Source organism: Leucothrix mucor DSM 2157 (genome assembly GCF_000419525.1).
GTDB lineage: Bacteria > Pseudomonadota > Gammaproteobacteria > Thiotrichales > Thiotrichaceae > Leucothrix > Leucothrix mucor.
Window position 1 is genome coordinate 3486961 of the sequence record NZ_ATTE01000001.1, and the last position, 15382, is coordinate 3502342.

Genomic DNA, 15382 nt, shown 5'->3' on the forward strand with positions numbered 1-15382 from the left:
AGTGCACGTAATCCTTTACATGGCTGGTAACGGGACTCCAGCAGCCTCTGCAGCAAATTGCTGCCTATCTTGATCTGACTCCAGTGCTTCTTGAATAATTGTAATCAGGAATGTCAGGTTTTCAGGGGTTTGACGGTAAGTCTTGGTCCATTGCTCAACCGCATCGTCAACCACCACGCTAGCCGCAGGGCCGGATATATTCATTAATATTTTGGTATAGGCGTCAAAGACAGGCTGCAGCTCTGCGTCAATCGATACCGGCGCATCATGCTCTGGTATGGTTCGGGCCGCTCTTAACTCCAAAAGCCGTTCTGCTTCCAGCGCTTCATCCTGTTGGCGCAAGCTCTCAGAGGCTGATTTCAAGCCCATATTGATCAAAGGAAAGTTAATCTTTTTCTCAGTCAGTAATACCGCGACATAATGGCCATGCAAGTGAAAGGCTGCCAGATAACCGCTGTCAATTGAGCAGTAAATTTCATTATGCGTTTTTTTAACCGCCTCTAAGGCATTAAAAATCTGCCGAAACAAAATCCCAGTCGCATCCATTGCCGCCTGCTGTGAAGGCTCAAAGGTGGTCGCTTGCAACTCATTCTGGTGATATAGACTGACATGCCGAACCCCATTTAATGCGCTAATGGCTTCAATGATTGATTGCATCTTAGTTCACGCCCTTTGGCAGCTTTACAACCATTGCAGCATATCCTCAACTTGTTGACTTAGCGTCTGCACCGAGAGCGAGCGCTCCGAACACACGCCTAATGAACGCTCTGCTTCGACAAATACAGTGAGGTTATCGTCCTCAGGACCGCGCAGCATAATTCGGTGAATAGGGCCTAGCTCAGCGGTTTCTATTAGCGCTGGCGTGAGACCGGAGAGGTAGGCAGCGAATTCATTTAATGATTCATCATCCACCGTGGAATCCAGCAGCTCGCCCATGTGATCACTAATGGTGATGCCCGTAATGCCCGGCATGCCATTGATGGCGGCCATGGCTTTTTGGTTTAGCTGGAAATTTGTTTGTACCGGACGAGTAGCAACCGGCTCAGAAGGCGCTGGAGCATCTACGGCATCTACGGCATCTACGGCATCTACGGCATCTACGGCATCTACGGCATCTACGGCATCTACGGCATCTACGGCATCTACGGCATCTACGGCATCTACGGCATCTACGGCATCTACGATTTTAATGGTATCTGGGGAATCGGCAGTGGCAACAGTCTCTTCAGCATTGATATCCAAAACCTTCTGCACCAACTGCATCACATCTTGCTTTTTGCGAGGATCAATATTAATGATCTCAGCCTTCAGGCCCAGCTGCTCCATCCAATCTTCATACACTTCCGGCAGCAATGGCTCACGAATATCAAGGCGAGTCACCCCGATAATCAAGCGCCCCGATTTCGCAATAAAATCAGCAAACTGCTCAGAGAAAAACTTCAGATCACGAAACGGATAATTACGATTATTATCCAGCAGAATAATTAAACCATCAGCCCCTTCTGACAGAATCTCCCACATAAAATCAAAACGTTCTTGCCCCGGTGTGCCATAGACATGAATCACGTCATCCGCCACTCGCAAAGTCCCATAGTCCATCGCCACGGTGGTGGTTGATTTACGAGCCAGCGTAATCGCGTCGGAGACAGGCGCATCCGTTTGCACGGCATTATTATCCGTCAATGAATTGATGGCTGTTGTTTTTCCCGAACCCACGGGTCCGGTAATAATGAGCTTATACTGCAAGGGGCGACATTCCTTTTCAAACCAACCATTGCTTCCGTTCATCGGTGTTGTGTACCATGAACAGTATGACCTGCGCGCCATAAACACTAATGAAGCAACCCGACACGACAGTCACTAAATGGCAGCAGGGTCGTCATCCAACCATTATTTCAGGGGTAATGATAATGGCTAATGCGAACAAACTGAGCAATTCCCATCATTGGGTAAACCTCAGATTTCTTTCAGTTTAATCGCTTATGCGCAACTCGGCAACCACCGCAGAATTGAACCTTTGAACGCGTTTTGCTGACCAAGCATCAGTAAGCAATTTGACTAAGTGTAGACCCTTGGCTTATTAACTGAATAATAAAATTTACACACAAGGAAACAAACATGCGTTATTTATGGATAGCTCTTTTAGCGTCACTTTTATCCGCTTGTAATTATGATTTCGTGCCAACTCCGGTACCCGAAGAAATCAGTGAAGTGACTTATCAAGTTAGTAATGGCTCAGGCAGCAAAGAGTGGACAATCAAAAATAACGATTTGTCCGTTAAACTCGTCAACAAGGCAGCTAATGGTGCAACCCTTTCTAGCCAGACGACTAAAACAGTCCCAAATAGCTATAACTGGCTGGTCACTGGATTGGAAAATGCTAATTTTACCAAAGTAACTTCTACTGCTGAGCAAGGTCGCCCATCAGGTGCAGAAACATTAACTGTTGTGACTCAAGCTGAAACCTACACGTATACGCAAAACACACAAACAAAATTCCCACCAGGCTTTGATAAAGTCGTGATGGGAATTCCAGTCGTATTCAAAGCAAACTAAGCACGCATCCGCTCGGATAAGGGATCAAATAGCGGCTGGGTAATCACCTTTGCCGGCCGCTTTTCCCCAAGAATTTCAATCTCTACTGCAGCCCCTTCTACAATCAATTCCGGCGGTAAAAAGCCTATCGCGACGGATTGCTTTGCCCAATGCGCATAGCCTCCTGATGTCACAAAGCCGACAATTTTTCCATCTTTCCAGATTGGCTCATCGGCATTCACATCCGTATCTTCAACCTCCACCACAAAGGTCGCCAAGCAGCGCGAAGCACCCTGCTCCCGATCCGCTAGTGCAGCTGCCTTACCAATAAAATCGGCAGCTTTGTCATAGCGCACAAAGCGATCCAGTCCCGTTTCCAGCGGCGTATAATCCGGACTGTATTCACGAAGCCATGAGCCAAAGCCTTTTTCTAACCGTAAACTCATCATCGCGCGCATTCCAAACGGGCGCATTCCAAAGGCTTCACCGGCTTGGCGTAACGTGTGGTACAAGCTCACGGCCTGCGTGCTATTTACATACACCTCATACCCTAAATCACCGGTGTAACTGACTCGTTGCACAATCGCATCGCACAAGCCAACCTCACCCTGCCGCACACTTAAAAATGGGAATGCCGCCGTTGATAAATCAAGATTAGTCACTTGGGATAAGACCTCGCGAGCTCTAGGCCCCGCAATCTGCAAACCAATGCGCGAATCGGAGATGTTGCGAATGCTTACGCCAGATTCCGGCAAGTGCTGCTCAAACCAACGCTGATGGTAGATTTGCGCGCCATACGATGAAGTCAGTTGATAATGATTGTCCGCCAAGCGCGAGATCGTAAAATCACCAATAATTCGGCCTTTCGGACTTAGCATCGGCGCCAGAGTCAAACGACCCACGGCTGGAATGCGACCTGCCATGATGTAATCCAACCACTGCGTCGCACCCTCGCCAGTGACTTCAAACTTACCGAAGTTATGAATCTCATTCAGGCCAACCGCTTCACGCACCGCTCGACACTCTTCGCCCACTGCCTCAAAGGCATTTGAGCGATTAAAGCTGGGCGTTTCAAAGCGTGGCTCACCGGCTTTGGCAAAGTAGTTCACATGCTCCATACCAAAGCCTTGCCCAAATACTGCACCCTGCGCTTTCCAGATTTCATAGAGTGATGTGGTATGCAGTGGTCGACCAGCCGGAAGCTCTTCATTGGGGTAAGAAACTGAGAAGCGTTTCTGATAATTTTCGATGACTTTATTGCGGGTATAAGCGCGGGTACTGAAATTCCCAAAGCGCGCCACATCCATTGCAAACACATCCCGCGACGGTTCGCCCTCAACCATCCACTCAGCCAAGGTTAGCCCAACGCCACCGCCTTGACTAAAGCCAGCCATCACCGCACAGGCTGACCAGAAGTTTTTCAAACCCGGTACTGGACCAACTAAGGGATTACCATCCGGCGCAAAGGTAAACGGACCATTGATAATGGTTTTTAAACCCGCCTCAGCCAGCACGGGATAACGATCATAAGCAATGGCCAGCGAGTCACCAATACGATCCAGATTGTTCTCTAATAGCTCATGCCCAAAGCCCCAAGAAGTTTTACCCGTGGCCCATGGCGTGCAGTTTTGCTCGTAAAAGCCGATCACCAACCCGCGACCTTCTTGTCTTAAATAACTCTCGCCAGCCGGGTCCATCACATGCGGCAATTCACAGTCATGGTTATACACCTCGGGAATGTCATCGGTGACCAGATACTGATGCTCCATCGGGTGCAGCGGCAGCTCAATGCCCACCATATGCCCGACTTCACGCGCCCATAAGCCAGCGGCATTCACCACATGCTCAGCAATGATCGTGCCTTTTTCAGTGACCACATCCCAGCCATCATCACTACGCGGATTTAGCGCCTGAACATGAGTATGCAAATAGATTTCTGCGCCCTGAATTTTGGCGGCATTAGCATAGGCATGGGTGGTGCCATAGGGATCAAGGTGGCCATCTAAAGGATCATACAAAGCACCGATCACGCCTTTGGTATTAGTGATTGGCGAGATTTTACGAATCTCATCCGGCCCGACAATCGAGGTATTCAAGCCCATATACTGATGCTTGGCATGTTCCGCCTTCAGGTAATCCATGCGCTCTTTGGTGGTTGCCAACGTCAGGCCGCCGACATGATGCAAGCCACACGATTGGCCCGATACTTTCTCCAACTCTTTATAGAGCTCAATGGTATAGCCTTGCAGGGCCGACATATTGGTGTCGCCATTTAATGTGTGAAAGCCGCCGGCTGCATGCCAAGTCGAGCCCGATGTCAGTTCGGAACGCTCAATCAGCACCACATCTTTCCAACCCAGTTTAGTCAGATGGTATAACACGCTAGCGCCTACCACGCCGCCACCAATCACCGCTACCTGTACATGTGATTTCACACTGTTTCTCCGTTGGTTATTCCTTAAAAATCGGTAGCCACGCCACCTTCTGCTTTGCGCCGTGTAACGAACGCTTCCAGCTCTTCATCAATCGCAGGATCAAGCGCCGGCGGCTGGTACTCATTGAGAATGCGTTTATATAAGGTGTTGGCATGCTGCACGGTCGAGGGTGCACCGGCTTCCGCCCAGCTTTCAAAGTTGCGCCAGTCAGAAACCAGTGGTGAATAAAAGGCATCTTTGTAGCGCGACATCGTATGCTCTGTTCCGAAGAAATGACCGCCCGGCCCCACATCTTTCACGGCATCCAGCGCCAGTGAAGCTTCGGTAATTTCTACCCCTTCCAGACATACCGCCATCATTTGCAGCAAGTCGACATCCATCACCAGTTTTTCAAATGAGGCGCTCAAGCCTCCTTCTAACCAACCGGCACCATGCATTAAAAAGTTACAGCCGCCACTCATCGCACCCCATAGCGCCATGGTGGATTCATAACCGGCTTGTGCATCAACTGAGTTCGCGGCATTCACATTGGATGAGCGAAATGGAATGCCATAGCGACGTGCCAACTGCCCGCTGATCTGAGCGGCGCGCAAATACTCCGGCGTACCAAAGGCTGGCGCACCGGATTTCATATCGACATTAGAGGTGAAGCCACCATACACCGCTGGCGAACCTGCACGCACAATTTGGGTAAACGCAATACCAGCGAGTGCTTCAGCATTTTGCTGCGCCAGTGCACCGGCAATTGTCACCGGCGCCATCGCGCCCGCCAAGGTAAATGGCGTCAGCACAACCGCCTGATTCATCGCCGACATTTCAATAATGCCTTGCAGCATCGGGTCGTCTAAACGCAGCGGAGAGCTACTGTTAATTACCGTAAATAAACTGGTTTCCTGCAAGAGTTGTTCTTGGCTAATGCCCCGACCGATGCGGGCAATTTCCAGCGCATCCAAATTACGCTGCTGACCAAGGGAGTAAGCATGAAAGGGTTTATCGGTCAGCCTTACGCAATCAGCCAGACAATCTAAATGGCGCACTGAGGCGTGAATATCCACCGGTTCAACCGGATAGCCTGAGGTGAAATGAATGATATTGAAACTTTGGATTAGCTTGAGAAAGTCGCGATAATCTTGCTGATTACCGGCCCGCCTGCCACCGTCTAAGCTATTAGTATTGGGTGCGCTGGCGACACTGCCAAAATTGATATAAGGCCCGCCAATTTGAATCGAGTGAGCAGGGTTGCGGGCGTGCAACGTAAACTCAGTAGGTACCGTGGCGATTTTTTCCATAATCAAGCCACGATCGAAATACATTCGCGTGCCATCATCACCGAGCTTGGCACCGGCTTCCACCATTAAGCGACGCGCTTCTTCATTCAGCACATCGATACCCACCTCTTCCAAAATACGCATCGAGGTATCGTGAATCATATCCAGCTGCTCAGCGGTGGCGACTTCGGTAAACCCGTCCAAGTGCTTTAGCTGTTTCCACGGTAGTTGCTGGAATGCCGCTGGCTCTGAAGTGGCATTACCTTTAGCGCGCCGTCCTCGACGGGATGCTCTGACAGGGGCCTCGCTCATACATGATTCTCCAGTTCTGTAAATTACCGACAGCGCCGTAGGGATACGTGACGTTATCATTCGGGTGAAGTACAATATATCGAATTTAATCCTTTATACTGGATTTGTAAATGCAGAATAATCACAAACCGCTACAACATCTTGGTGGGATCGTCAGAGCTAATCGCAAAGAAAAAAATCTGACTCTGGAAAAGCTGGCATTACTGTGTGGCATCTCGAAAAGCATGCTCTCACAAATTGAGCGCGGTACGGTTAGCCCAACGTTCACCGTGGTCTGGAATCTAACACAGGCACTGGGAATTGATCTCAGCATGCTCGGCGAGTCGGCTACCACCGATAACATTATCCGACATACACCCGCGTATTCCACACCCGTAAAAGGCAGCGCCGACGACCTATGCACCCTTAGAATGCTTAACCCTTTACGTACGGTACTGCCCATCGAGTGGTATGAACTGATCGCCGAAGTCGGTGGTATTCTAAACTCCGAAGCACATGCCAACGGGACCTACGAACACCTCTCTTGCCTCTCTGGCACGTTACAAGTGAAAGCGGGCAGTTTAACGGCGACTGCCTATGCTGGCGATACGCTACGCTACCGCGCCGATCAACCGCATAGTATTCACAATATTGGCGATGAACCTGCGACCGGTCTCTTAGTCGTTGCACTGCCCGCGCAATACAACACAAAGCCAATTTAGAGCGTTCCGTTATATTATAATTTGTTCGATATATCGAAAGCGTTTGATTTTCTAATTTGAAGCCTGCTAAGGTTTTGGCATTGCTGACCGGAGTCCGACTCTGATAAGCCCACCGGCAAACCGTCGTACTAGCAGGAAATGATATGACTCGCTATTCCGCTTGGAGCGTTTTTAAAAACGGCCTCACCGGCCAAAAGGGTTGGACCCGTGCCTGGCGCGACCCCGAACCGAAAGCCGCTTACGATATTGTGATTATTGGCGGCGGCTTGCATGGCTTGGCCACCGCGTATTATCTGGCTAAAAACCACGGGCTTAAAAATATCGCCGTGGTTGAAAAAGGCTGGATTGGTGGCGGTAATGCAGGACGCAACACCACCATCGTACGCTCCAATTACATGCTCCCCGGTAATCGACAATTCTACGAGCACTCGCTCAAGCTCTGGGAAAACCTAAGCCATGAGCTGAACTACAACGTCATGTTTAGCCAACGCTCTCATATCACTTTGCTACACAGCCCTTCGGCCAGAGATGCCGCCGCACGACGATACAACACCATACGCCTAACGGGCTCGGATGGCGAGCTATGGGATTTGCCCACACTCAAAGAAGAAGTCCCTCACCTTAATTATGACAGTGCGCGCTTCCCGATTATTGGCGCGGCGGTGCAAAAGCGAGCTGGCACAGCCAGACACGATGCCGTAGCTTGGGGCTATGCCCGTGCTGCTGATGCCTTAGGTGTCGATATTATTCAAAACTGCGAAGTCACCGGCATCACTCGCGATAATGGCAAAGTCACCAGTATTCAAACGGCTCGCGGTGATATTAAAACCGGTAAATTAGGTTTAGCCGTAGCAGGAAATACTTCCCGCCTCTGGCAAATGGCGGGACAAGGCAATCTGCCCATCGAATCCCATTTGCTGCAAGCCTTTGTATCGGAGCCGTTAAAACCATTACTCGATCAGGTGGTGGTGTTTGGGGTTGGTGGCGCACACTTTTATATCTCTCAATCGGATAAAGGTGGCATGGTGTTTGGTGCGGATTTAGATTGGTATAAATCGTATTCGCAACGCGGCAACTTACCCGCCGTGCAAGATGTGTGTGAAGCGGCAACCTCAATCATGCCCTGCTTGGGGCGCGTTCGATTACTGCGCCACTGGGCCGGAGTAATGGATATGTCGATGGATGGCTCCGCGTTTATTTGCAAAACCGACATTAGCAATATGTATCTGAATGCGGGATGGAATTACGGCGGCTTTAAATCCAGCCCCGCTTCCGGTTGGTACTTTGCCGATTTGATTGCTAATGATCGCCCCGATCCGGTGATTGCCAACTTTGACCTGAAGCGTTTTGCGCGTGGGTATAACATTGATGAACGCGGCGCGGGGCCAGACCCCAAGCTTCACGGATAAGGGAACGACTATGATACGAATTAATTGTCCTTTCTGTGGCGAGCGCGACCACAGCGAATTTACCTACGGCAGCGATGCGTCGATTCAATACCCTGCACTCGATGCACCGATTGAGGAATGGCACGATGCAGTCTTTATGCGTGAAAACATTCGCGGTGTACAAGCGGAAACCTGGCATCATGTGAATGGCTGCCGCATGTGGCTGATCATCGAGCGAGATACCATGACGCACGAAATCCACTCAATCCGCCCTGCGCATGCTGGCATGGCTGCTGCATTGGAGGCTTCCAAATGAGTGCCAAACGATTAGCCCATGGCGGACGTATTGATCGCAATAAACCGATAATGTTTAGCTGGGATGGCAAAGCGTTTATCGGCTATGAAGGCGATACATTGGCCTCGGCACTATTAGCTAACAAGCAATACGTACTGGGCCGTAGTTTTAAGTACCACCGACCCCGCGGCATTATGTCGGCAGGGGTTGAAGAGTCCGGTGCGATTATTACCATTGGCGCGGATAATCGCCGTGACCCCAATGTCAAAGCAACCCAACAAGTATTACAAGCAGGCCTGATCGCCAGCGGCCAAAACGCATGGCCCACTGTGCGTAATGATCTGAATGCCATCAATGGCTTATTCGGGCGATTTTTCTCAGCGGGGTTTTACTATAAAACCTTTATGGGCTTGCCGCCATTTGAATGGGGTAAAGGCACTGGCTTATGGATGAAGTACGAGAAAATTATCCGCAAAGCCGCCGGCATGGGAACGGCCTCACGCGAGCCTGATCCTGATAAATATGACCATGCGCATGGCTTTTGCGATGTGTTGGTAGTGGGCTCCGGCCCTGCGGGATTAGCTGCGGCATTAGAGGCTGCGCAAGCGGGTTTGGATGTGTTGCTGGTTGAGCAAGATAGTGAGTTGGGTGGTGATTTATTAAACCGTGCGGATGAGGAGTTCGAAGCGCATTTGCAAAGCCAATTGGCTGCGCTGAAAGACGCAGGCGTTCGAATGATGCCCCGCACGACCGCATTTGGTTTATATGACTATGGCACAGCGGGTTTGCTGGAAAATGTCACCGGTCATCTGACGCATCCTGAAACCCATCAACCACGCCAGCGATTTTGGACCGTGCGCGCTAAGCAAACGATTCTCGCAACAGGCGCAATGGAGCGGCATTTAGCCTTTGGCAATAACGACAAACCGGGGATCATGACGGCGAATGCGGGTCGGGTTTATCTGAACCGGTATGGTGTGCTGCCGGGTGAGAATATTATTGTCTCGACGAATAATGATTCGGCTTATGGGGTTGCGGCCGAGCTGGCTGAGGCCGGTGCGAAAGTGACGTTATTGGATGCGCGGGATAGCGTTTCTGAATCGCTAAAAGCGTCGGTTAAACATGAGCGCATTGATCTGCGATTTAATACTGTGCCATTACGCGCTCGTGGTGGTCGCCGGATTAATAAACTGGAAATTGCTGAGGCAGCTAACTCAAAGAGCGACAAACTAGAATGGAAGGCCGCAGGCAGTATTGATTGTGATTTACTGCTGGTATCTGCCGGTTGGTCGCCAGTGGTGAACTTGATTTCACATCGCAGTGTGCGGCCATTTTGGAATGCAGAGAATGCTTGCTTTATTGCGCCAGAAATTAAAGAGCCTATTTATATGGCTGGTGCAGCAGCAGGTGTTTGGCACACTGAGGCTTGTGAGCAGTCAGGACAGTTTGCGGCGGCTAAGGCGATTGCTGGTTTGGCAGGTACAAAAACAGCCCCAACTAATTCACCAGAAATCGGCGGCTGGGAAACCCCAATCCTGCCTTTATATGAAATTACAGTCCCCGACAAAAAGTACAAATGCTTCGTCGACCCACAACACGATGTCACCACCGACGACATCCGCCTGGCCCATCAGGAAGGCTTTGTTTCTGTTGAACACCTAAAGCGCTACACCACTTTAGGTATGGCAACCGATGGCGGGAAAATGGGTAATATCATCGGCTTGGCGCTAATGGCTGAAGCCTTAGGAAAAGAGATCCCACAAGTCGGCACCACTACATTCCGTCCACCTTACACGCCGGTTTCCATAGGTGCTTTACGTGGCCGCAATGTCGATCATCATTTCCGTCCTTTGCGCCGCACAGCCATGCACGAATGGAACTTAGCTCATGGCGCAACCATGACCGATGCCGGACTCTGGCAGCGCCCGTGGTATTTTGCACGCGAAGGTGAAACCATTACCGAAGCGTATATTCGCGAAGCCACCACCGTGCGCAAAACGGTTGGCCTGTGCGATGTGACTTCACTCGGTAAAATAGCCATTCAGGGGCCAGACGCCACGGAATTTTTAAATCGCGTTTACAGCAACCCCTTCGCCAAGCTGCCAATTGGCAAAGCACGTTACGGCATTATGCTGCGCGATGATGGCATCGTGATGGATGATGGCACCACCTGGCGCTTATCTGAAACCGACTACTTCATGACCACCACTACGGCACAAGCGGGCAAAGTCATGGTATTTTTGGAAGAGCTATTGCAAACCCGCTGGCAGGATTTGAAAGTGCATGTCACCTCAGTGTCTGAGCAATGGGCGGGCTGCGCAATTGCCGGACCAAAATCCCGCGATGTATTGAACGCTTGCGTGGAAGATCCATCACTCATCACCAATGAAGCATTGCCATTTATGGGCGTGCTAAATACCACGTTGAAAGGCGGCATTCCTTGCCGCATTGCACGCATTAGTTTCTCCGGTGAACGTGCCTTTGAAGCTTATGTACCTTCCGACTATGCCTCTGCCATGATGGATTTGTTGTGGCCAGCTGCCGAGTCTCTGGATGGTTGCTTGTATGGCTTGGAAGCGCTGGGCGCATTGCGAATTGAAAAAGGCCATGTCACCGGTGCCGAGCTGGATGGCCGTGTAACCATTGATGATGCAGGCTTAGGCAAAATGGCATCACCAACTAAGTCATTTATCGGCAGTAGCTTACGCCAGCGCCCCGACCTAATTCACGAAGGTCGAGAGCAACTCGTGGGCATCTTCCCAAAAGATCGCAGCAAAACCTTTAATGCCGGTGCGATTTTGTGTGACGAAACCGAAGCTTCCGGACATGGCAAAGGCCGTATTACCGCCGTCACCCACTCCCCTGCACTCGGCCACTGGATTGGCCTTGGCTTTATCGAGGGCGGCCATGAGGCATGGGCTGGCAAAACAGTAATCGCCGCCGACCCCGTGCGCGATGGCAATATCGAAGTCGAAATCGTCTCACCCCATATGTATGACCCAAGCGGAGAAAGAATGCATGGCTAATCGAGAGTCCGCATTGGCGGCGCATTATCAAGCCGGTCACTTTGGCGCAAATCATACCGGCGTAACCTTAAGTGAGATAAGCAATTTACAGCTTAAACAGATCGCGGCATGGCCAGATACTTTGATGGCTGTTGGTGCAAAAGCGGCGGAAATCGCAGGCTGTGATGCAGCGCCTAAGCCTGGCAAAAGTGCCGTGGGTAGTAAAGCGAGTTTATTGCGAATTGAGCCGTTGAAGTGGTTGCTGTTAGGTGATGCTGAACTGCCCGAGTTAAGCGCGGAGGAAGGTGCAGTACTGGACTTATCCCACTCACGAACCTGTGTTCGAATTGAGGGAGAATACGCGGCAGAGCTATTAAATCGTCATTTGCCGCTGGATTTACGAGAGGCTTCGTTTACAGATGAGAGCGTAGCCTCTACGGCATTTCATCATGTTGGCGTGACATTGCTTCGTCGTGATGGCGGCTATGAATTATTTGTGCCACGAGGGTTTGCGGTCTCGCTTTGGGAGTTGCTGGTGGAGAGTGCGGAGCAGTTTGGGGTTGAGATTGTGTAGCCAACACACTTAACTCTCTCAAAATACCGAAAACTCGCACCACCGGTATTTTATATTTTTTAAACACTTTACTGGAATAAGTTGATAAGCTCCAGACTCACAGCTGAAAAAACAAGCTACCTGTCAGGTATCTTAACAGGCTAATTCGTAAGGTTAGTAAGCAAGGAGAGTAAGGGCTTGATCATTAAGTACATTGAAATAACTAACTATCGGGGGATAAAAGAAAAGCAACAAATCCCCCTAAACAACTACACCTCAGTTGTGGGCCAGAATGATGCGGGAAAGTCTATAGTGCTGAGTGCAATAGCCACATTCTTAGACCCTAAGAATCACCCTATTTCTTCAACTGACTTCAATGATCCCGGCAAACAAATAGAGATTTCCTGTCAATTCTCATCGGATGATCTACGCAGTCTTCTTGAGTCGAAAGTTAAATCAAAAGTCAAAAAAACTGATGGTTTAGACTGCTTCCTAAATGACCTTCTGATCAACGAAAGCTTAACTATAAAAAAAATAGTTTCAGCCCCCAAGAATGATACTTTGGTAAAAAAAAGCTTTGAGCTAGAACAAATTCTCATGAGTGATTTTGAGCCTGAAGACTTCCGTTTTCTTTACGGAAAAACAGATGAACAATTGCGTGAAATACTCGAGCGCTACAATATTGAGATTCCAGTGCAAGGCAAAGGTCGAAACTCAAAGGTCGAAAAAATACAGCACATTATAGAATACTGCGTAGCTCAGAGCTTTGGCAGAACTAATAACTATATTGATGACGCATATAAAGTTACCTCCTTGCTTCCAGAGGTTGAGTTATTTAAGGCTGACTATGGCCTAGAAGCAGATACAAGATTTAAGTCCACCTCAGTAAGTGAGGTACAGGATTACTTAGATAGAGAGAGCACTGATAATCACAAGCTTGCTCTGGTCGAGAAAGAAATTGCTGCAGAAATGCAAAAAGAAGCGGACTCAGTTAAGGGCTATATGACTGAATATGTATCAGGCCTCAAAGGTGTGGAAATAAAGCCCGTATTTTCTTGGAAAGATGCCATTAAAAGCGTCGATGTATCATTTCAACTTGAGGGAGACCACAAGCCGATACCGATGAGTCATAAAGGAGCAGGCTATCGGCGCCTATTCATGGTGGCTAGATTTCGATACTTAGCTGAGAAAAATAAAGGGCTAAGAGTCATTTATCTGATTGAAGAGCCAGAGACTTTTCTCCATCCCTCTGCTCAAAAGGATCTGCTGAGTGCCTTTTTAGAACTTTCTGATGAAAACCAAGTAATTATAGCTACACATAGCCCAGTATTTGTAGGTGCTACGAGTATAGAATCGGTAATCTTATGCAAGAAGACAAATGGGTCTTCATATGAGAACCACTCTCTGCGAGGAGCGCAAAGCTTCATGGATAGCATCGTTGATGAATTAGGAATAAAGCCATCATACAACTTGAGAGACAAACACGAAAAAATTGTATTCGTAGAAAGCCATAACGATGCCCGATTTTATGACCTGATTTCTAAAGAGCTGATTGGGAGCTCACTACTTGGAGTAGATCATGTTCTTGTATTGCCGTTTGGGGGAGGTGAAGACATAGACAGCTTCTTAAATATAGATTATTTTGATGGCTCTGGCAGAGAGCTTTACTTAATTATTGATAGCGACAAGCATCAAGGAAAGTTAGAAAAGCAATCAGTAAGAGCTTCCAGTTTTAGAGATAATAAACAAAAAGGCAGATCTTACATCCTCCATAAAAGTTGTCTGGAAAACTATTACCACCCACGAGCTTTTGAGCGGATGTATAGCCTTGAAGTCGGTAGTTTTCCAGACATTGAACCGAACACCAATATGAAAAAACTCATTAAAGAATACAAAGATGGCTACAACCCAAGGCCCAACTTTAAGGAGAAAAACAACTTTGATGTTTTTGGAGAAATGACAAAAGCGGAGTGGCAGTCGGTAATTGAGACTGAATTATTAGAGTTTTTGAGAGAGATTGTTACTTAATGACCTGATCAAATTAAGCGTAAGCCAAGCCTGAGAGTGTTTAGATAGTACCCAGTAATCAAATACTGGGGTAACACAATGAGAGCACATCAACACCGAGGCCATATTCACCACTCTGCAACCACTTACGGAAAATCCGTACAAGGTGCAGCTTTGGAAGTTTACTTGCCGAGCAAGCAAGCCGAGCTACTAATCTTCGCTGGTATTCATGGCGAAGAGCCGGAAACCACGGTGTTGTTATCCAAAGCATTGCGTTGTTTAGATGTGCCTTTAACTCACTGCGCAGTAGTGCTTGCGGCGAATCCAGATGGCTTGGTTCGCGGCACTCGCGCTAATGCTAATGGCGTGGATTTAAACCGCAACTTCCCCGCTCAAAACTGGCAAGAGGCTGATGTTTGCCATCGCTGGGAGCATGGTCGCCCGCAGGAAGTTGCACTCTCTTCGGGTAGCCATGCTGCTTCTGAGCCGGAGACTCAAGCACTGATTAAGCTGATCACTGACTTACAGCCCAATCACATTATTTCTATGCATGGGCCGTTGGGCTGTATTGATGATCCACTGGCGTCACCGCTTGGGCAATGGATGGCGCAGCAAACTGACTTACCCTTGGTACCTGATGTTGGTGATCCTACGCCGGGTTCGTTTGGCTCTTGGTGTGCAGATGGGGATTTGCCGGTGATTACTTATGAGTTACCGGCAGAGTCGATCTGGTCAATGCAGGCGAAGCATTTGGGTGTGTTGAATGCCTTGTTACTGGGGAAATACTCCTTAAATTAAATTGAAGAACTAGCCATACCTTAGCCCCTCAGCTGGACTTAAATACCTAGCCACACCTTGCCCAACTCTAAGCTTGATACCCTCT

General features: G+C 49.0%; 12 protein-coding genes. 8 read left to right on the top strand and 4 right to left on the bottom strand.

Annotated features, from left to right (window positions below; all coding sequences use genetic code 11):
- Positions 1-15: 15 nt before the first annotated feature.
- Positions 16-657: a DUF8082 domain-containing protein gene (locus tag LEUMU_RS0115990; RefSeq protein WP_022953303.1), complete on the bottom strand. Its 642-nt coding sequence runs from the start codon at positions 655-657 to the stop codon at positions 16-18.
- 24 nt (positions 658-681) lie between these two features.
- Positions 682-1788 (bottom strand): GTP-binding protein, encoded by a 1107-nt coding sequence (locus LEUMU_RS28980; protein ID WP_022953304.1) that lies wholly within the window; start codon positions 1786-1788, stop codon positions 682-684.
- Between the two features lie 330 nt (positions 1789-2118).
- Between LEUMU_RS28980 and LEUMU_RS0116000 the strand changes: the two genes are divergently transcribed.
- A complete protein-coding gene (locus LEUMU_RS0116000; protein WP_022953305.1) occupies positions 2119-2556 on the top strand; it encodes a hypothetical protein in 438 nt (145 codons plus the stop codon).
- On the opposite strand, the gene LEUMU_RS0116005 is transcribed toward LEUMU_RS0116000, so the two are convergent.
- Both LEUMU_RS0116005 and LEUMU_RS0116010 read right to left on the bottom strand, forming a co-directional pair.
- The gene (locus tag LEUMU_RS0116005; RefSeq protein ID WP_022953306.1) at positions 2553-4970 is read right to left on the bottom strand and encodes a GcvT family protein; all 2418 of its coding nucleotides are present in this window, start codon (positions 4968-4970) and stop codon (positions 2553-2555) included. The two genes, LEUMU_RS0116000 and LEUMU_RS0116005, sit on opposite strands and share 4 nt — an antisense overlap.
- A gap of 23 nt (positions 4971-4993) precedes the next feature.
- Positions 4994-6550 (bottom strand): trimethylamine methyltransferase family protein, encoded by a 1557-nt coding sequence (locus LEUMU_RS0116010; protein WP_022953307.1) that lies wholly within the window; start codon positions 6548-6550, stop codon positions 4994-4996.
- Positions 6551-6660: 110 nt separating this feature from the next.
- On the opposite strand from LEUMU_RS0116010, the gene LEUMU_RS0116015 reads away from it, so the two are divergent.
- From LEUMU_RS0116015 to mpaA, 7 genes are all read left to right on the top strand, one after another.
- Entirely contained in the window at positions 6661-7251 is a 591-nt protein-coding gene (locus LEUMU_RS0116015) for a helix-turn-helix domain-containing protein (protein WP_022953308.1), read from the top strand.
- A 143-nt stretch (positions 7252-7394) separates the two neighbouring features.
- Positions 7395-8660 (top strand): sarcosine oxidase subunit beta family protein, encoded by a 1266-nt coding sequence (locus LEUMU_RS0116020; RefSeq protein WP_022953309.1) that lies wholly within the window; start codon positions 7395-7397, stop codon positions 8658-8660.
- 10 nt (positions 8661-8670) lie between these two features.
- Complete coding sequence (locus LEUMU_RS0116025) at positions 8671-8955, top strand: sarcosine oxidase subunit delta (protein ID WP_022953310.1); 285 nt, start codon at positions 8671-8673, stop codon at positions 8953-8955.
- Entirely contained in the window at positions 8952-11960 is a 3009-nt protein-coding gene (locus tag LEUMU_RS0116030) for a sarcosine oxidase subunit alpha family protein (RefSeq protein ID WP_022953311.1), read from the top strand. Before LEUMU_RS0116025 ends, LEUMU_RS0116030 begins: the two co-directional genes overlap by 4 nt.
- Entirely contained in the window at positions 11953-12513 is a 561-nt protein-coding gene (locus tag LEUMU_RS0116035) for a sarcosine oxidase subunit gamma (RefSeq protein WP_022953312.1), read from the top strand. Before LEUMU_RS0116030 ends, LEUMU_RS0116035 begins: the two co-directional genes overlap by 8 nt.
- A 177-nt stretch (positions 12514-12690) precedes the next feature.
- On the top strand, positions 12691-14520 hold the full coding sequence (locus LEUMU_RS0116040) for an ATP-dependent nuclease (RefSeq protein WP_022953313.1): 1830 nt from the start codon (positions 12691-12693) through the stop codon (positions 14518-14520).
- Positions 14521-14598: 78 nt separating this feature from the next.
- Complete coding sequence (mpaA, locus tag LEUMU_RS0116045; protein WP_022953314.1) at positions 14599-15297, top strand: murein tripeptide amidase MpaA; 699 nt, start codon at positions 14599-14601, stop codon at positions 15295-15297.
- Positions 15298-15382 lie beyond the last annotated feature (85 nt).